The sequence below is a fragment of the Mesorhizobium sp. M8A.F.Ca.ET.021.01.1.1 genome (assembly GCF_003998025.1).
Taxonomy (GTDB): Bacteria; Pseudomonadota; Alphaproteobacteria; order Rhizobiales; family Rhizobiaceae; genus Mesorhizobium.
The window spans coordinates 1-15,650 of record NZ_RZSJ01000081.1; the positions used below are offsets into that span (position 1 = coordinate 1).

At 61.9% G+C, this 15,650-nt stretch carries 22 protein-coding genes; 16 read left to right on the top strand and 6 right to left on the bottom strand.

What is annotated here, in order from left to right; genetic code table 11:
* From EOA36_RS09490 to EOA36_RS09495, 3 genes are all read left to right on the top strand, one after another.
* A partial coding sequence (locus tag EOA36_RS09490; protein ID WP_145969135.1) for a DUF2493 domain-containing protein occupies nucleotides 1-382 on the top strand: 382 nt, incomplete at its 5' end.
* Between the two features lie 345 nt (nucleotides 383-727).
* Nucleotides 728-895 (top strand): hypothetical protein, encoded by a 168-nt coding sequence (locus EOA36_RS37210; protein ID WP_181167519.1) that lies wholly within the window; start codon nucleotides 728-730, stop codon nucleotides 893-895.
* A gap of 711 nt (nucleotides 896-1,606) precedes the next feature.
* Nucleotides 1,607-2,200, top strand: coding sequence for an SOS response-associated peptidase (locus tag EOA36_RS09495; protein WP_127277134.1), 594 nt, complete (start codon nucleotides 1,607-1,609; stop codon nucleotides 2,198-2,200).
* Between the two features lie 21 nt (nucleotides 2,201-2,221).
* On the opposite strand, the gene EOA36_RS09500 is transcribed toward EOA36_RS09495, so the two are convergent.
* From EOA36_RS09500 to EOA36_RS09515, 4 genes are all read right to left on the bottom strand, one after another.
* Nucleotides 2,222-2,476 (bottom strand): hypothetical protein, encoded by a 255-nt coding sequence (locus EOA36_RS09500; protein WP_127277136.1) that lies wholly within the window; start codon nucleotides 2,474-2,476, stop codon nucleotides 2,222-2,224.
* On the bottom strand, nucleotides 2,477-2,674 hold the full coding sequence (locus EOA36_RS09505; protein WP_127277138.1) for a hypothetical protein: 198 nt from the start codon (nucleotides 2,672-2,674) through the stop codon (nucleotides 2,477-2,479).
* A gap of 223 nt (nucleotides 2,675-2,897) precedes the next feature.
* Nucleotides 2,898-3,170: a hypothetical protein gene (locus EOA36_RS09510; protein ID WP_127277140.1), complete on the bottom strand. Its 273-nt coding sequence runs from the start codon at nucleotides 3,168-3,170 to the stop codon at nucleotides 2,898-2,900.
* 87 nt (nucleotides 3,171-3,257) lie between these two features.
* Nucleotides 3,258-3,683 (bottom strand): hypothetical protein, encoded by a 426-nt coding sequence (locus tag EOA36_RS09515; protein WP_135867602.1) that lies wholly within the window; start codon nucleotides 3,681-3,683, stop codon nucleotides 3,258-3,260.
* A gap of 536 nt (nucleotides 3,684-4,219) precedes the next feature.
* Here EOA36_RS09515 and EOA36_RS09525 point away from each other — a divergent pair.
* From EOA36_RS09525 to EOA36_RS09580, 12 genes are all read left to right on the top strand, one after another.
* Nucleotides 4,220-4,546, top strand: coding sequence for a DUF736 domain-containing protein (locus tag EOA36_RS09525; protein WP_127277146.1), 327 nt, complete (start codon nucleotides 4,220-4,222; stop codon nucleotides 4,544-4,546).
* A gap of 176 nt (nucleotides 4,547-4,722) precedes the next feature.
* On the top strand, nucleotides 4,723-4,983 hold the full coding sequence (locus EOA36_RS09530; protein WP_127277148.1) for a DUF2285 domain-containing protein: 261 nt from the start codon (nucleotides 4,723-4,725) through the stop codon (nucleotides 4,981-4,983).
* Between the two features lie 119 nt (nucleotides 4,984-5,102).
* Nucleotides 5,103-5,474 (top strand): DUF6499 domain-containing protein, encoded by a 372-nt coding sequence (locus tag EOA36_RS38165; RefSeq protein WP_245464304.1) that lies wholly within the window; start codon nucleotides 5,103-5,105, stop codon nucleotides 5,472-5,474.
* Complete coding sequence (locus EOA36_RS09540) at nucleotides 5,377-5,868, top strand: DUF2285 domain-containing protein (protein ID WP_348629805.1); 492 nt, start codon at nucleotides 5,377-5,379, stop codon at nucleotides 5,866-5,868. Before EOA36_RS38165 ends, EOA36_RS09540 begins: the two co-directional genes overlap by 98 nt.
* A gap of 126 nt (nucleotides 5,869-5,994) precedes the next feature.
* Nucleotides 5,995-6,276, top strand: coding sequence for a helix-turn-helix domain-containing protein (locus EOA36_RS09545; RefSeq protein WP_127277152.1), 282 nt, complete (start codon nucleotides 5,995-5,997; stop codon nucleotides 6,274-6,276).
* Nucleotides 6,277-6,422: 146 nt separating this feature from the next.
* Nucleotides 6,423-6,893, top strand: coding sequence for a DUF2840 domain-containing protein (locus EOA36_RS09550; RefSeq protein WP_245458500.1), 471 nt, complete (start codon nucleotides 6,423-6,425; stop codon nucleotides 6,891-6,893).
* The gene (locus EOA36_RS09555; RefSeq protein WP_127277156.1) at nucleotides 6,890-7,435 is read left to right on the top strand and encodes a S26 family signal peptidase; all 546 of its coding nucleotides are present in this window, start codon (nucleotides 6,890-6,892) and stop codon (nucleotides 7,433-7,435) included. Before EOA36_RS09550 ends, EOA36_RS09555 begins: the two co-directional genes overlap by 4 nt.
* 69 nt (nucleotides 7,436-7,504) lie before the next feature.
* The gene (locus EOA36_RS09560; protein WP_127277158.1) at nucleotides 7,505-7,840 is read left to right on the top strand and encodes a DUF736 domain-containing protein; all 336 of its coding nucleotides are present in this window, start codon (nucleotides 7,505-7,507) and stop codon (nucleotides 7,838-7,840) included.
* Nucleotides 7,841-7,843: 3 nt separating this feature from the next.
* Entirely contained in the window at nucleotides 7,844-8,614 is a 771-nt protein-coding gene (locus tag EOA36_RS09565; RefSeq protein WP_127277160.1) for a lytic transglycosylase domain-containing protein, read from the top strand.
* Between the two features lie 243 nt (nucleotides 8,615-8,857).
* A complete protein-coding gene (locus EOA36_RS09570) occupies nucleotides 8,858-10,597 on the top strand; it encodes a VirD2 family relaxase/mobilization nuclease (RefSeq protein ID WP_127277162.1) in 1,740 nt (579 codons plus the stop codon).
* 20 nt (nucleotides 10,598-10,617) lie between these two features.
* A complete protein-coding gene (locus EOA36_RS09575; protein ID WP_127277164.1) occupies nucleotides 10,618-12,606 on the top strand; it encodes a conjugal transfer protein TraG in 1,989 nt (662 codons plus the stop codon).
* A 5-nt stretch (nucleotides 12,607-12,611) separates the two neighbouring features.
* On the top strand, nucleotides 12,612-13,052 hold the full coding sequence (locus tag EOA36_RS09580; RefSeq protein WP_127277166.1) for a CopG family transcriptional regulator: 441 nt from the start codon (nucleotides 12,612-12,614) through the stop codon (nucleotides 13,050-13,052).
* 93 nt (nucleotides 13,053-13,145) lie between these two features.
* Here EOA36_RS09580 and EOA36_RS09585 read toward each other — a convergent pair whose 3' ends face one another.
* On the bottom strand, nucleotides 13,146-14,456 hold the full coding sequence (locus EOA36_RS09585) for a type II toxin-antitoxin system HipA family toxin (protein ID WP_127277169.1): 1,311 nt from the start codon (nucleotides 14,454-14,456) through the stop codon (nucleotides 13,146-13,148).
* Nucleotides 14,456-14,710, bottom strand: coding sequence for a helix-turn-helix domain-containing protein (locus EOA36_RS09590; protein ID WP_127277171.1), 255 nt, complete (start codon nucleotides 14,708-14,710; stop codon nucleotides 14,456-14,458). Before EOA36_RS09590 ends, EOA36_RS09585 begins: the two co-directional genes overlap by 1 nt.
* Before the next feature lie 355 nt (nucleotides 14,711-15,065).
* Between EOA36_RS09590 and EOA36_RS09595 the strand changes: the two genes are divergently transcribed.
* Nucleotides 15,066-15,650 (top strand): ATPase, T2SS/T4P/T4SS family (locus tag EOA36_RS09595; RefSeq protein WP_189553159.1); only part of this gene is annotated, 585 nt, incomplete at its 3' end.

The following is a 15,650-nucleotide window of genomic DNA, read 5'->3' on the forward strand; positions in this document are numbered from 1 at the left end:
CGCAGACAGCCAGGCACTCTTGCCTCCCGGCCCGAAGGTCGCCCTTACTGGCGGGCTCGATTTCAATGACCACCGCCTCATCTGGACGAAACTCGACCAGGTGCATGCCAAACATCCGGATATGGTTCTGCTCCATGGCGGATCGCCCCGCGGTGCGGAGTTGATCGCATCCAAATGGGCATACAATCGCAAGGTGCCACAAATCGCCTTCAAACCCGACTGGACAAGGCACGCCAAGGCCGCCCCCTTCAGACGCAATGACGCCATCCTCGACACGATGCCAATCGGTGTCGTCCATTTTCCAGGCACGGGCATCCAGGACAACCTCGTCGACAAGGCGCGCGGGCTCGGCATCCCGGTCATGAAATTGGGCGCCTCATGAGGCGTCGCCTCCTGCCAACGGCAAAGGAGCGGTCCCTTTCCGACCGGTCGCCCTAGACAACGTCCGGCGATGGTCCTTCCCGGTATGGCTGCCCCGAATGCAAGGTCGTGAGCTTGGATTTCGTCTCGCCGGCTCCTGTTTGGAAGTGGGGATCGCTTTCCTCGTTCATGGCGCGATTCCTTGCTCCGGGCCGAGGGCCTGATGCCATCAACCCGTAAAGGGTCGGACTACGCAAAGCGTGCCGCCGTTTCGACTTCGCCTCCACGGTGATTGCGGCCTTCGGCCGGACACATGGGGCGCCTGTCACGCGGGGAGCGATCCCCGCCTCCTAACAGGAGCCGGAAGATGTCTCTCGCACAAGCCAACGCCTTTGCCTTCAGCCTTGCCACCAGCCTCATGGTCAGCATCGTCATCTTCCGCGCCGGCGACGGCACGCTCGCGGTCATGCCAGTTGCCGAATACGACGGTGATGACTCGGAGATCGTCCGTGAAATCGACCCGTACGCGGGATGAAGCCATGCCACTTGCTAGGAATGTGGCGGTTGCGGCTCTCTGCTCATGTCCAGCCTGCCGATATTTTCAACAACTTTGATATTGCAGGATCGCTGTTCGCAGCAATGCCGCCTCGCTCCATGGCGGCTCACCGCCAACCGCAAAGAACGATGTTAGAGTTCGCCAGGGTGACATAAGTCTCGATATGGCGCCCTTCGCCGGGGGCTGTCGGTCCCGCATCCCGCCTGGCGGCGGCGCTATACTGATGCTCCTACGGCCGCCCTTTTGAACCGGTCTCAGGGCCACGAGCTTTCTCCAGCACCGAAATGGCTCGGTCCCACTGGCGGGCATTTCGATCCTTCCGCTTTGTACGCCCTTGTTTGGTTTGAAAAGAGGACGCTGGCAGCTTGCGCGCGCCGGAAGGGCGAGGGCAGGTGAGGAAGAGGACAACGACGAGGCAGAGTGTCAAGTGAGCGGTCGGTCGGCCAACCTTGTCGAGGAACCGACTGCTCGGAAGGGCCGGTGCAGTTCGCACAGACGAAGTCTAGGACAGCGGCGGCGAGCCTCGACAGCCCACCGGGTAGAATTCGACTGGCCGCAGGGCTCAGACGGCCAGAGCGCCGGGAGGGACGCAGACGTCCTGGTTGAACGGGCCGCCTTCGGTTGAGTGCCGGCACTTTTCACCCCGGGTCTGCTTGCCCTAGAGTGAGGATCGTCAGTCCGGAGCCTTTCATGTGCAATGATTATGAACAACACGTCGCTTGGGCTGAATATTGCCGGATGATGGCGTCGTTGGCGCTTAAAATCTCGACACGTCAATCCGACCTCGATTTGCCACAGGCGGATGATATCCGCATCAATGATCCCGCACCCGTAGTGCGCGCCGCAGGCGACACTATGGAATTGGCCTCGATGACGTTCGGATTTCCGCCGAGCGGTCCAAAGGGCGGGCCTGTGTTCAATTTCCGTTCTGAAGGGCGGCAATTCGGCAATAGCAAACGCTGCCTGATTCCGGCGTCAGCGTTCTTCGAATTCACTGGCACGAAATATCCGAAGGCGAAGCATAGGTTCACGCTCAACGGCTCGCGATTCATGGCCATTGCCGGGCTGTGGCGCGAAGGGACGGGCAATAAGCCGCCCACGTTCACGATGCTGACGACCGACCCCGGACCGGATATCGCGCCTTACCACAATCGCCAGGTCGTGGTGCTTCGGCCTGAGAATTGGGCGGCCTGGATTAATTTGACGAAGCCGGAGGCGGAGCTTTTGCGGCCGCTTCCGGCGGGATCGCTCTCGGCGGAAACCGTGCGTCCAGAAAGCTCGTGATGCTCGGTCCGGTGGTGGCGTCTACTCCATGTCTGGAACATCGCCGCTCACGAATAGTGTCGTAGGTGGACCATAATCGCCAAGCGCCGGGTCTGCATCGCGGCTCCATGCGATGACTCCTACATGTTGCCATGCTAGCGCCTTGGCCGTTCTCACAGCGCGATCCTCGCTCTGCTGGTCAGTCGGGCCATAGGCCGTGAATAATTCTCCGTCCTCGGCGCGGTCGAACGCGACGACAACGATGAGCTTTGGCTTCTTCTGGGAGGGGTCGGACATTCAGTGCGCCTTGTCCGAATGGAGATGCATTTCGATCTTGTTGAGCGCTTTGGTTAGGACGTCCACCGCCTGGAGATTGATGGCGAAGTCGAACGTACCTTGCGCCGTATGAAATATCAGAACACCGACCTTGGCTTCATCGTCGACCAATATGCCCATCCCAATGCCTGTCGGCATGTACGGCGGTTTATCTGGCATGGTCTTTCTCCTTCAAAGGTACCGGTCGCCATCGCCGCGGTGGGCCAGGCAGAACCAGTGCGATGTTTGTCGCGGCCGGGCGAACCCGAATGGTGCGCCATTGCCTGGCCGGCGTGCTCACAAACATGGTTTTCGATATGCCCGCGATCCCGCGGCGCTACCGTCACGCCTTCGGCAAGCCTGATTGGTTCGTCCCTCATCAATCTACCAATTCAAGGAACAGCTAGTTTTCCGGCACGGCGTCGGCTGGCCAGTCGGCACAGCACGCGGCGATTTCGGCTTTGTTTGCATCCAAACGCTCGCTGCGCGGTCCTCGTCCGCGGTGTTGGCTCGCTGCTTTCCAGGAACTGGCGTCATCCCAACCCTCCAGCGCAAACATACCATCGGCAGCCCGCTGGGCAGAAATTCCCGTCGCGACAAAAAAAGCGTCCGCAGCGCTGATGCCGCGCTGCTGTTCTGCCGGCGAGGCGCCTTTTATTTCCAAGCGGAGCTTCATAGCTCCCCTCCTGTGCCTATCTGGCCAACAGTGAACAAAATGAGAACAAAGAGTCAAGAGCCCCTTGACTGGCGAGGAATATGTTCCTCATTTCCCGATATGCCCGAGCAACCCGAACGATGGCACAAAGGCGCGCCGTGGACCCTCATGCATGCTCACAACGCCGGTCAGGTTGTGCTTATTCGCTGTCGGCACTGCAATATCAAGCGGTACTTCAAGCCCGCCGAGCTGAGAGAGATCTATGGCAACGTGCCGGTCGAAGCGCTGCGAGGGAAGATGACATGCCAGAAGTGCCGCATGAGCGAAAGCATTGACGCAGAATTGCTCCACCTCGTCGGTGAGGAGGCGGTCAAAGTTCGCTTTCGGCGCTTGGTTGGAATCAAATTCGTGCGCCGCGTGGTCTGGCGAGATGAATAGGCACTCGCGTGAGAACGTTAGATTTGAGTGCTCACATCTGCAACATCGTGCGAGGCATTCCAATTTCGCCGCGGTTTTTCGGGCGATGGCAATCAACTCCAAGCCTCGGTTTCAGTGCAGACGAGCGTTGGCGTCGAGCGGCATGTCTAAGCCGGGCACCAGTTAGCATAGTCGTTAGAGCCGCGACCGCCCCGCGACGTCTGGGAGGCCGCCGAAATCAATCGCTCCCGTGACTTTGCCATGTTGAACAGGTTTGGTGCTGCACACGCTCAAGCCGTGGCAAAACGACCTCGACCACCTGTGACGTCTGTGGCCGGATAGGGTAGGTGCCCAGGACCGCCAACTCTCCTGGATAAAGTCCTGTCGCGGCGAGCACACCGATAGCGGTCTCTTCGACTGGTGTTTCTGGTCCGAAGAACGGCTTCGCCTCGGTCGCCTGTGACGCAACGGCACGTCGCGACTTTCTTCCCCTGCCGGCTGCGCCGTCATTCCTCGCGCAACAACAAAGTCGCTTCCGTACCGTCCTCCGCTTCGCTTCGGCCCTGGTGCGCCGGCGATCGCCTTCCGCCTTGCGACCACCATCGAGACCGCAATGGTGCGGCTCGAAGCAGACAGGATCAAGGAGAACTACCATGGCTACCATCGGCACCTTCAAGAAGTCCGGCAACAACGAGTTCACTGGAGAAATCGTCACCCTCAGCGTCCAGGCCCGCGGCGTCCGCATCGTCCCCGAAACCCGCGCCAACGGCGAAAACGCCCCCAGCCACCGCGTCTTTGTCGGCCGCGCCGATATCGGCGCCGCCTGGTCCAAGCAGTCCAACGAAGGCCGCGACTATCTGGGGCTCAAGCTCGACGATCCAAGCTTCACCGCCCCGATCTTCGCCAACCTCTTCAATGACGAGGACGGTGAGGGCTACAGCCTGATCTGGTCCCGCCCGAGCCGCCGCAACGCAGAATAGGGACGCCGATCAGAAGTTCCGCCCGGACCATCCGGGCGGAACCTCACCTGACGAAAGCTGCTGAGGCCCAAGGCGGCGATGCCGAGATAGCATCGTGTGATGCTCGCAAAGCGGCCTCCGTGGCCACCGTGACATCTGTAAGAGTTGTTTTTTCGCCTCGCCGTGGGGAACACAATATGATTGAGCCCTTTGACGACACCGCGCCAACGGGGGAAGAACTCACCGACTATGATCGCCGCCACATCAAGCTCTACATGCGCTTGTTTGACGCCGACGCCGACGGCGCCGATTGGCGGGAGGTAGTCAAGATCCTCTTCGGGATCGATCCGAAAGAGGAGCCGCGGCGGGCCCGACAGGTTCATGACAGCCATCTGGCGCGGGCGCGCTGGATGACACGAACTGGCTACCGTCAGCTCCTGCGCAAGACCGACACCTAGCGAACATTGTCGCCCGGTGATGCCGAAGAAGCATCACCCGATGCCCATCCGTGGTCTTCCGCCAATCGCAATCACCCGGAATCGATTCGGGCGCACTTGCAGCCTGATGAGAACGCACGATGAAGCCGGATACGTCACGTTGGCGGGATAACACCAGCTACGACTTCTTCGACAGCTTACCAGTCGAAGGATTGGCCTGGGAATGCCTGCGCCGTTGGAATTCATATCAGCGCCTCTACGCCGCGCTCGCCCGTTCGGGAGCGGAGACGCAACCTTTTCCGACGGAAGCGCAGAAACGTTGGGGGTTGCGATTTCGCCGCCCGTCCCGACCTGTCCGCGTTGATGCAGGACGTTCTGTGGTCGCCTCTTGCCGACCCCGCGGTGCTGGCCCTCGTGCCGTCCCCCGATTTCCTGTCATCCGACCCTCCCACGGCGCTCGCCGGGATCAGTGCTCGCCACGACAGTCCGCAGGGGTCGCACGCTATCCATGACAGCGGGATCGCAACGCAACTCCTTCTCTTTCCGGGTAGCGCCGCGAGTTGTTCCCGCGCGGCCTTGATACCGCTGGATTCCGAGACCTTAGGCCGGGTCGAGGCTCTGGTCCGTTTCTGGCGCGGCCATAACAGTCGGCCCGTGCCGCCCGATACCCGAATGACTGTTCAGCAGAGGCGCCGCCTGCGCTTGATGATGCGGGCCGCCGACGGTCGCACGAACGGCGCCAGCTATCGTGAAATCGCGACCGCTTTCTATGGGGCGGGGCGTGTGGTCTCCAATCCCTGGAAAACCTCGTCGCTTCGCAACACCGTGATCGGTCTCGCCAAGGGCGGAACAGCGATGATCGCCGGCGGCTATCTGCAATTGCTGCGCCATCGGAAGCGCTCCTAGCTCCGGGGTGGCAATATTGCACCCCCCCATCTTCCTCATCCCCTGCGAAGCCGCCTTTCCGCCACAGTGGTCGCTGCCCGCCGCTGAGCATCAGCGGTTCTCAAAACCCCCTGGGAGGCTCGATACATGCGACCAGATCTAGCCGTTTTGCCGCCGCGCTTTCTACGCACCAAGGAAGCTGCCGAGTTCCTCAGCCTGTCGTCCCGCACGCTCGAGAAACACCGTACCTACGGCACTGGTCCTGGCTATCGCAAACTCGGCGGCCGTGTCGTCTACGCCGTGGACGATCTCCAGGCTTGGGCAGAGCGTGGCGCCGTTACCTCGACTTCGGACCCGCGCGGCTCAGTCCTTCCGGCCAAGCGCCATCCAGCAGCGGCTCCAACGCCGGCCGGACGGTATGGGCGTTGAACTGACCCCGCGCGAAGGCGCAGCGGGTCCACCGCGCCGGCATCACTTCAGTAACTCCATCACCGCGGTTGCTTCCCCGCGAAATCAGGAGACAAGCAATGGGCACTGTCGTTGACTTCCGTTCAGGCCGATCGGTGATCGGCGCGATGGGCGATGACGGCTTGACCCACGTCGAATTGACGTGGGTCGAAAAGAAGATCGAGTACTGGATCCGCTTCGGTTCGGTCGCCCAGGAGAAGATTCTCGACCGCCACCGGCGCGTTGTCTCGTTTCGCCCACGCACTGTCTTTGCCTTCGTTCGCTGGGCCGCGAACGACTTCGGCACGATCATTTCCCGCGTCGATATCGTGCGCGTTGTCGCTGAGGGCGAAGCACACCAGACGCTGCCTTTCGTGCGACCCGGCGGCGACATCCTGCTCAGGTCTGACGGCTGGCCCAAGGTGGAGCGGGTGTTGCAGATGATCGACCGGATCGAGCAACTCGGCATCGATCCGGAAGCGGTCTCGGCTGATCATTGGCGGCATGTCCACAACCGATTGACGGCGGGACAGGAGCCACGCGCCTATACGTTGGATATTCACCGCGCCCACTTGCTCCGGCGGCGGGTCCAGCCATGACGCGGCACGCGATCGTCCTCGCGACGGCACTGGCGATCACGGCCATGCTCTGTCCCGCGTTCACCGAGGTGTCGCCGAGGTTCATCTGGAATGCTTCAGCCAGCACGCCAATTGGCCTGTACCTGATCGACGGCGGCGTGCCGTTTTCGGCGAACGATCTCGTTGCCGTCGAGCCGCCCGAACCGCTCGCAACATTGCTTGCCGACCGCGGCTATCTGCCAAAGCGCGTGCCGCTCATCAAGCACATCCTTGCGGTTTCAGGCCAAACCGTGTGCCGCAAAGAGCTGGTCATTTCAGTTAGTGGCACTGACGTCGGTACCGCGCTCAAACACGATCGCAACGGTCGCGACCTGCCGGATTGGCAGGGCTGCCGGCGCATTCCCGCCGGCGCCGTTTTCCTGATGAACAGCCACGTCCGCGACAGCTTCGACGGACGCTACTTCGGCTTCCTTACCACAGATCACATCATCGGCCGCGCCGTTCCGCTGTGGACGGACGAGCAGGGCGGCGGCCACTTCCAATGGCGTGCGACAGCGCGGTGAGCGCGCCACCGGCGGCGTCCTCCGTGCCGTCTGATCGTCACCGCAGACATCAAAGACAGGAGACAGGAAATGCCACAGATCGGTGAGTTCATAAGCCATCAGACCGGGTATTCGGGACGAATCCGCACGCTCAGTCTCAACCTCGAGATTGCGATCGTCGCGGCCGAAGCGAACGAGACAGACAATGCGCCCGACTACCTTGTGCAAGCTGGCGGCGAAGACTGCATCGCGATCGGCGCCGGTTGGAAACACTCCAGCGAAAAGGCGGGAGAGTTCGTATCACTGCAGATAGACGACCCGACTTTCGCGCAGCCGATCCGCGCCTATCTGTTCCAAAACGGCGCCGACAAAAAGTCCTGGTCTTTGCAGTGGTCGCGTCTGCGTGACCGCGTGGAGAAGGACTAGGCGATGTTGGCGCGCCGCCGGCCGACGAGCCAGTTGGGAACGCCCGCGTTGCCTCGCGCTACACGACGTTCAGCTGTGTTTGTACTTGCCGGGCTCTGCTTCACATGCGTCGTTCCCGCGACTGCACCGGCGCAGTGCCCATTAGGCACGCCGACGGCGCGCGGTCTCTACGACACCCACATAGCGGAGGCGGCGCGCCGCTTCCGCCTTCCGCCGGGCTGGATCCGCGCCGTCCTTGGCGCCGAGAGCGCCGGCGAACAACCGGCCACATCGCGCAAGGGTGCCATGGGTCTGATGCAGATTGTGCCCGATACCTGGTCCGACCTGCGCGCGCGTTATCGACTTGGCCCCGATCCCTATGATCCGCACGATAATATCATCGCGGGCTCGGCCTATATCCGCGAGCTGGTTGATCGCTACGGATCGCCCGGCTGGATTGCTGCCTATAATGCCGGCCCGGGACGCTACGAGGCGTCGCTGCAGGGCAGGCGGCTGCCTCGGGAGACCAGCGCTTACGTCGCCGTCGTCGCATCCGCCATACTCAACGACGGTGCACCGAAAGCTCTCAGTCCGGCATCCCCAGCACAGCACGGCTGGAGGTACGCTTCGCTCTTCGCCGCGCAGGCAATAAGCAAGCCGGAGGATGGTTCGATGCAGTTGAGGCGTTTCCGCGATGATCCTTCAAAGGCCATGCCGACGGAAGGATTGGCCGACGCTACGCCGCCATCGACCGGTCTGTTCGCACCGCAAGTGAGGGAAAGGTCCGCTCCATGAGCGTCATCAACGCGCTTCGCACCATTTCGTGCTCCAGCGGGCCATGGCGTACGGAGGGGGGAGATGCAGGCAACACGACCGAGGGATGGCTAGATAAAAGCCCGCACATTGTGTGCCGGCCGGTCGGTTGGTTTTTGAGGATTTTCAGGCGCCATGCGCACATTGCAGCAATTCCGCGCAATGTGCGTCGCACGCCCAAGACATTGTATCGGCATCTTCTTTTCCACGTTGCGGGATAGGAACATGGCCGATGAGCACGAGCTTCGCCTTCGACCCGGGCGCATTCGTTCCAACCGCGATCAGGCTTTGCGGCCGTTCATCGCACAGGCACTGGCGGCGGCGAAAAAAGCCGGCGGAAGCATCTCCCGCACCGGTCAAATCAGCCCCGGTAACCGATCGCGCTTCGGCCGGGGCCAGGTCGCCAACATCCGGGCCAACCGCCTGCTGACCAGCCGCTCTCGCGTCACTGTCATCAAAACCCGTGTCGTTCGTCACTCCGCGGGTGCTGTGCCGCTGACCGTACACCTCTCCTACCTGCAACGTGAGGGTGTCACCCGTGAAGGGCAAAAGGCCCGCATGTTCGGCCCGGGAACGGACGATGCGGACGTCAAGGTGTTCGCCGAGCGCTGCGGGAGCGATCGACACCATTTCCGCTTCATCGTCTCGCCAGAGGACGCTCCGGAGATGTCGGATCTCAGATCCTTCACGCGCGACCTCATGGGGCAGATGGAGAAAGATATCGGCACGAAGCTCGATTGGGTCGCGGCGGACCACTGGAACACCGACAACCCCCATATCCACGTCATCCTGCGTGGACGCACAGATGACGCGCAGGATCTCGTCATCTCACGCGACTACATCAAGGAAGGGATGCGAGCCCGAGCCGCCGATCTTGTTACCCAGGAACTCGGGCCCCGCGCCGATCTCGACGTCCGCCGCAATCTGCAGCGGCAGATCGAAGCAGAACGCTGGACCCAGCTTGACCGTCAGCTGGTCCGTGACATGTCGCGCACCGGCGTCATCGATCTTGCCGCAAGTGCCCATAGGCGGCCCGACGAGTATCACGTGCATAAGGTCGGTCGCCTGCGCAAGCTCGAAGCCCTCGGTCTTGCCGATCAGGTTGCTCCAGGCCAATGGGTGATCGACGATAGGGCCGAGCCTACCCTGCGGGAGCTCGGCGAGCGTGGCGACATCATAAAGCGAATGCATCGCGCGTTGACCGAACAAGGGATCGAGCGCGGTTCGAGCAGTTATGTCTTGGCCGCCGAAAGCCTCGATACGCCCATTGTCGGGCGGTTGCTTGATCGCGGTCTCGACGACGAACTGACCGGCACTGCCTATGCCGTAGTCGACGCTGTCGACGGACGCACGCATCACATCAGACTTGGCGGTCTCGAGGCAACTGGCGACGGCCCGCCAGGGTCGGTCGTCGAATTGCGCCGCTTCGAAGATGCGGGCGGCCGGCGTCGTGTCGCGCTCGCCGTTCGCTCCGATCTTGGTGTGCATGAGCAGATCACGGCAGCGGGAGCGACCTGGCTCGACCGGCAGGCCATCGCGCGCGCGCCTGCCGCCTTGAGCATCGGTGGCTTCGGTGCCGAGGTTCGTCAAGCTATGGAACAGCGGGCCGATCATCTGATCAGCGAAGGCCTTGCGCAGCGTATAGGTGGGCGGGTTGTTTTCACCAGCAACCTGATCGAGACGCTACGGCGCCGCGAACTCGAACGGGTTGGTGAGAGGCTCGCGGCCGAGGCTGGGCGGCCCTTCAACCGTGCCGCCAGCGGCGACCATGTCGCCGGAATATACCGCCAGCGCTTCGCGCTCGCCTCTGGTCGCTTTGCCATGCTCGACGACGGCCTCGGCTTCCAGCTGGTGCCTTGGTCACCCTCGCTCGAAAACCATCTTGGCCGGCATGTCTCCGGTGTCGCCCGCAGTGACGGCGGCATTGACTGGAGCTTTGCTCGCAAACGCGGGCTCGGTCTCTGACAACACGAGAGAGGACCTCCATGTCCGCGACGAAGATACTCTGGGGCCAGATACTCAGTATCTTCCTGATCGTCCTGGTGACGATCTGGATGGCGACGCAATGGACGGCATGGCGCCTTGGCTTCCAGGCGCAGTTAGGCCCGCCTTGGTTTGAGCTCGCCGGCTTGCCCGTCTACTATCCGCCAGCGCTATTCTGGTGGTGGTATTTTTACGACGCCTACGCCCCGGACATCTTCGTGGAAGGCGGATTGATCGCGGTGTCCGGCGGCTTCCTGTCGATCATTGTTGCGATCGGCATGTCTGTGTGGCGTGCACGCGAAGCCAAGAACGTCCAGACCTATGGGTCGGCGCGATGGGCCGAAAGGAGGGAGGTGGAGGCTGCCGGGTTGCTCGGCGCCGAAGGTGTCGTGCTCGGGCGCCACGATCGCCACTACCTGCGCCATGACGGGCCCGAGCATGTGCTGTGCTTCGCTCCGACCCGGTCTGGCAAGGGGGTCGGCCTGGTGGTGCCTTCGCTGCTAACCTGGCCAGGCTCGGCGATCGTCCACGACATCAAGGGTGAGAACTGGCAGCTCACCGCCGGCTTTCGCGCTCTGCATGGTCGCGTGCTGCTCTTTGATCCGACCAATTCAAGATCGTCGGCGTACAATCCACTGCTGGAAGTCCGTCGCGGCGAATGGGAGGTTCGCGACGTCCAGAACATCGCCGACATTCTCGTCGACCCGGAAGGAAGCCTGGAAAAGCGCAATCACTGGGAAAAGACCAGTCACGCGCTGCTGGTGGGTGCGATCCTCCACGTCCTCTATGCCGAGAAGGACAAGACGCTGGCCGGCGTTGCCGCCTTCCTCTCCGATCCAAGGCGGCCGATCGAGTCGACGCTTTCAGCAATGATGAAAACCGCGCATCTCAGCGAAACCGGCCCGCACCCGGTCATCGCCAGTGCTGCGCGCGAACTGCTCAACAAATCCGACAACGAACGCTCGGGCGTGCTGTCCACCGCAATGTCCTTCCTCGGCCTCTATCGCGATCCCGTCGTCGCCGAGGTGACGCGGCGCTGCGACTGGCGGATCGCCGACATCGTCGGCGGCAAACGGCCGGCGACGCTCTACCTGGTCGTGCCACCGTCCGACATCAATCGGACCAAACCACTCATTCGCCTTATCCTCAATCAGATCGGGCGTCGGCTAACCGAGGACCTGCACACAAAGACCAGCCGCCACCGATTGCTGCTTATGCTGGATGAGTTTCCAGCGCTCGGCCGTCTCGACTTCTTCGAGTCCGCCTTGGCCTTCATGGCTGGCTATCGGCTAAAGAGCTTCCTGATCGCGCAGTCGCTGAACCAGATCGAAAAGGCTTACGGGCCAAACAATTCGATCCTCGACAATTGTCATGTGCGCGTGAGCTTTGCCTCAAACGATGAAAGGACTGCCAAACGTGTGTCCGACGCGCTCGGTACGGCAACCGAGATGCGGGCAATGAAGAACTATGCCGGCCACCGGCTGTCGCCCTGGCTCGGACATCTCATGGTGTCGCGGCAAGAGACAGCTCGTCAGTTGCTCACCCCTGGCGAGGTCATGCAGCTTCCACCAAGCGACGAGATCGTGATGGTAGCGGGTGTGCCGCCGATCCGGGCGAAGAAGGCGCGCTACTATGAGGATGTTCGCTTCCAGGAGCGCGTCCTGCCGCCACCTGAACTGGTCCGTCAAGAAGGGGGGCAACTTGATGATTGGAGCCTGCTGCCGGTCCTGGCCGGCCACGAGGCCGCCGCTCCCCCAGGCTCGCCGCGACAGGACGATGAAGATCCGACTGGATCAGAGCAGCGCCAACAACCCGAACTCAATCGCGCGCCGCCAGTCGAGAAGACGGCCTCGATCGAGAACGAGTTCGAGATCGAGATCGAGATCGATGATGGCGACGATGACGCTGTCGCCAATCGACGCCTTGCCCGCCTTGTAGAGGGTGTGGCGCGGCAGGTTTCCCTGGACCCCGACGATGGCATGGAGTTGTAGCCGCCATGACCGGCCGCAAGAAGAAAGTTCAGATCTCCGTCTATCTCGATCCGCCCGTCATGACGATGCTTCAGGACTATGCGGCGCGACGCGATCAATCCCAGTCCATGATAGCCGAAGCCGCGATCGCTTCGTTCCTCTCGCCCGATGCGGATGAGCGTCGCGAGGCCGCGATCGCCAAGCGCCTGGATCAGGTCGATCGGCGTCTGGCCAGGCAGGAACGCGATATAGGCATCGCGGTTGAGACCTTGGCCGTGTTCGTCCGCTTCTGGTTGGCGACCACACCGGCCTTGCCGGAGCCAGCGGCACAGGCGGCGCGTGCCAAGGCGGCTGAACGCTACGAAGCCTTCGTCACCGCCCTGGGCCGGCGGCTGGCGAAGGGGCCGAAGCTACGGCAGGAAATTTCGGAGGATATCAATCCGATCGACGAGGGCGGAATACGATAAGGCCGATGGCGATCTTCGCCATGGTGATGGCGATGATTGGCAGTGCGACGATAGCGATGCGGGCCGATGACGATGATGATCAGCAGACCATGGTCAATTTGCGTCGGCGAGAAGACTTGCGCGCTTGCCTATAGCCAATCTGACTGACTCGACAACCTGCTCGGGAAAGCCAGGCTGCAATGAGGAGATCACGATCTCGGCCTGCTTCTCCACGTTTCCAGCAATGTCCTCGAAAATTCCGCGTATGACAGGTGTACCCACGCCGGCAATGTCGGCGGTCTGCATGAAGTGGCGGGGCATGATCTCATGGACCGAATAATGCCGGCTCGTGCCGACCGACATCGCCAACTTGAATTTTCTTCGAGGGATCTGTCCGGCATCAAAGCTGGGCTGTGCCGTCAGTACGTCATAGAGGGGCGTCATACGGAACCGCCCGCCAGGGCTCAGAAAGATACTGAAATTCTTGGCGTGGCCATCGGTAGCGCCAATCAGCCAGAACAAAACGCTGGCGCGCATGAAGACGGTGATGTCTTCCTCGGGCGTGTCACTGCCCCTCAAAAGCGCGACAATCTCAGGGATGCCGGGGCCGCCTTCGGATTGATACTTGCGTGTGGGCGGCACCGACAGCGCCTGACAGATGTCCTCTTGCGGCAGGCGCAAAAGGCGGCCATCGCGAGCCCACAGCCGGTCGAAACGCTCGACGATCAGGGTGGGGCGCCCCCCGAAATCAGCGGTCTCTGCCTGAGCGGCGGGAACGCCGAAGGCCTGGAGCAGCTTGAGGCACAGATACTCGTTCTCAACACTATGGGAGAGGTCGATACCGTTCGGCAACTGGCCGATCTGTGGTTTCAGAATATGGGTGGTCGCAGCCGTTCCGATCGGCTTGAACCAGCCCCCATCCTTGCGCAGCAGCGCGGTTTTTTCCTGGGCGCCCGCAATCGAGATGCGGAAATCCTCGTCCTCGCCGAGACCGAGAGGAGCAGTGGCAAGGTTTTCAATTATCCCGGCGATGTCCTCGTTGGAGACTGGCTTGCCGTTGATGCCGCCTGGAATGCCGGGATCGATGCCGTCAGGCAGGAACTGTAGCGCGCCGACGCAATCATGCCCGACCGCTGCGAGCATGCTGTAGGCGTCCGTGCCATCAGCGCCGACGCGTTCGGCAACACGCTTGCGGATGGCGTCATTGTCGGGAAGCAGGTTGTCGAAAACGTTGATCACAGGCGCGCCGATATAGCGATCTTCCCGCAAAGGAAGCGAGAGTGAGACCGGGAAGGTGCCGCGCCAGTCCAGCCATTCGCGGGCGTATTGGAAGTCTATCGCGCCCGTGGATGCTCTGCGCAAAACGCCCACCAGGCGCCCGTTCAGCAAGACATTCAGTGGCGTGTGGGCCGATCGCCGCGCCATCAGAACAGGTCCTCGACGTCAGCGGAGCTGCCTTTGCTGCGCGTGCGAATGACGAGCTCAAGGCCGAGGGCGGAGAGTGCCGCCATCACTGTACGAAGCTGCACAGCCGGCTCTCCGGCTTCAAGGCGCGATACCGTGCCCTGGCGCAAGTGGATCTGATCGCCAAGCGCCCCTTGCGTGAGGCCGGCCTGCTTGCGGGCACGACGCAGGATGGCTGCGAGTTGTTTTTCGTTGCGGGCGATCTGATCGGTCATGGCGGCCTCCAGGCGTTAGCATACGGGCTCGCGTATATTCGGTCAATATACGCGGTCACGTATATTTTTAGAATATACGCGGTCACGTATAAAAAAATGATATACGCAATCGCGTATGAACGCCCGGCAACGATGTTCACAGTTAAGCCAGGTCCAACAGCCTTCCGAGTTCGCGCATCGATCGCGGAGCGTCCTCGCATCGAAGCCAGGCGCCAGCGGCGCCGCCGTTCTCCTGTATTTGTACGCCACGCCACTACGGCTCAACATACTTGTTGAAGCGATCCAGAATCCGGCTCTTTTAATCATCCCCGACAGGGGCGTCTGAGTTGTCCCTGCCGAAAAACCGGGGACACCGATGGCGGCATCGCATCACAATATGGAAGGACGCGCGCGCACCTCGCGTATGCTCCGGACAGCGCTCGGAACCGCCATCACCCGGTTACTGGACGATGCCGTCATCGTCGAAGTGATGCTGAACCCGGATGGCCGCATCTGGGTGGACCGGCTCTCCGAAGGTCTTGCCGATACGGGAGAGGTGCTGTCGGCCGCCGATGGCGAGCGCATCGTCCGCCTTGTCGCCCATCATGTCGGCGCGGAGGTGCATGCGCGCTCGCCGCGCGTTTCGGCCGAGTTGCCGGATACCGGCGAACGCTTCGAAGGGCTTCTTCCGCCGGTCGTTGCCGCGCCGGCCTTCGCAATACGCAAACCCGCCGTCGCGGTCTTTACGCTCGAAGATTACGTCACTGCAGACATCATGACCGCCGAGCAGGCCGACGCGCTTCGCAGCGCCGTCAGTGCTCGCGCAAACATCCTTGTCGCCGGCGGCACATCCACCGGCAAGACGACCCTCACCAATGCCCTGCTCGCCGAGGTCGCGAAGGGAGCCGATCGCGTCGTCATCATCGAGGACACACGCGAGTTGAAGTGCGCCGCGCAGAAT

Excerpts from the sequence above, each read along its gene's own strand:
- EOA36_RS37210 (WP_181167519.1), top strand. The coding sequence starts at position 728 with ATGTCTCTCGCACAAGCCAACGCCTTTGCCTTCAGCCTTGCCACCAGC.
- EOA36_RS09495 (WP_127277134.1), top strand. The coding sequence starts at position 1,607 with ATGTGCAATGATTATGAACAACACGTCGCTTGGGCTGAATATTGCCGG.
- EOA36_RS09500 (WP_127277136.1), bottom strand. The coding sequence starts at position 2,476 with ATGTCCGACCCCTCCCAGAAGAAGCCAAAGCTCATCGTTGTCGTCGCG.
- EOA36_RS09505 (WP_127277138.1), bottom strand. The coding sequence starts at position 2,674 with ATGCCAGATAAACCGCCGTACATGCCGACAGGCATTGGGATGGGCATA.
- EOA36_RS09510 (WP_127277140.1), bottom strand. The coding sequence starts at position 3,170 with ATGAAGCTCCGCTTGGAAATAAAAGGCGCCTCGCCGGCAGAACAGCAG.
- EOA36_RS09525 (WP_127277146.1), top strand. The coding sequence starts at position 4,220 with ATGGCTACCATCGGCACCTTCAAGAAGTCCGGCAACAACGAGTTCACT.
- EOA36_RS09530 (WP_127277148.1), top strand. The coding sequence starts at position 4,723 with ATGATTGAGCCCTTTGACGACACCGCGCCAACGGGGGAAGAACTCACC.
- EOA36_RS38165 (WP_245464304.1), top strand. The coding sequence starts at position 5,103 with ATGAAGCCGGATACGTCACGTTGGCGGGATAACACCAGCTACGACTTC.
- EOA36_RS09545 (WP_127277152.1), top strand. The coding sequence starts at position 5,995 with ATGCGACCAGATCTAGCCGTTTTGCCGCCGCGCTTTCTACGCACCAAG.
- EOA36_RS09550 (WP_245458500.1), top strand. The coding sequence starts at position 6,423 with ATGGGCGATGACGGCTTGACCCACGTCGAATTGACGTGGGTCGAAAAG.
- EOA36_RS09555 (WP_127277156.1), top strand. The coding sequence starts at position 6,890 with ATGACGCGGCACGCGATCGTCCTCGCGACGGCACTGGCGATCACGGCC.
- EOA36_RS09560 (WP_127277158.1), top strand. The coding sequence starts at position 7,505 with ATGCCACAGATCGGTGAGTTCATAAGCCATCAGACCGGGTATTCGGGA.
- EOA36_RS09565 (WP_127277160.1), top strand. The coding sequence starts at position 7,844 with ATGTTGGCGCGCCGCCGGCCGACGAGCCAGTTGGGAACGCCCGCGTTG.
- EOA36_RS09570 (WP_127277162.1), top strand. The coding sequence starts at position 8,858 with ATGGCCGATGAGCACGAGCTTCGCCTTCGACCCGGGCGCATTCGTTCC.
- EOA36_RS09575 (WP_127277164.1), top strand. The coding sequence starts at position 10,618 with ATGTCCGCGACGAAGATACTCTGGGGCCAGATACTCAGTATCTTCCTG.
- EOA36_RS09580 (WP_127277166.1), top strand. The coding sequence starts at position 12,612 with ATGACCGGCCGCAAGAAGAAAGTTCAGATCTCCGTCTATCTCGATCCG.
- EOA36_RS09585 (WP_127277169.1), bottom strand. The coding sequence starts at position 14,456 with ATGGCGCGGCGATCGGCCCACACGCCACTGAATGTCTTGCTGAACGGG.
- EOA36_RS09590 (WP_127277171.1), bottom strand. The coding sequence starts at position 14,710 with ATGACCGATCAGATCGCCCGCAACGAAAAACAACTCGCAGCCATCCTG.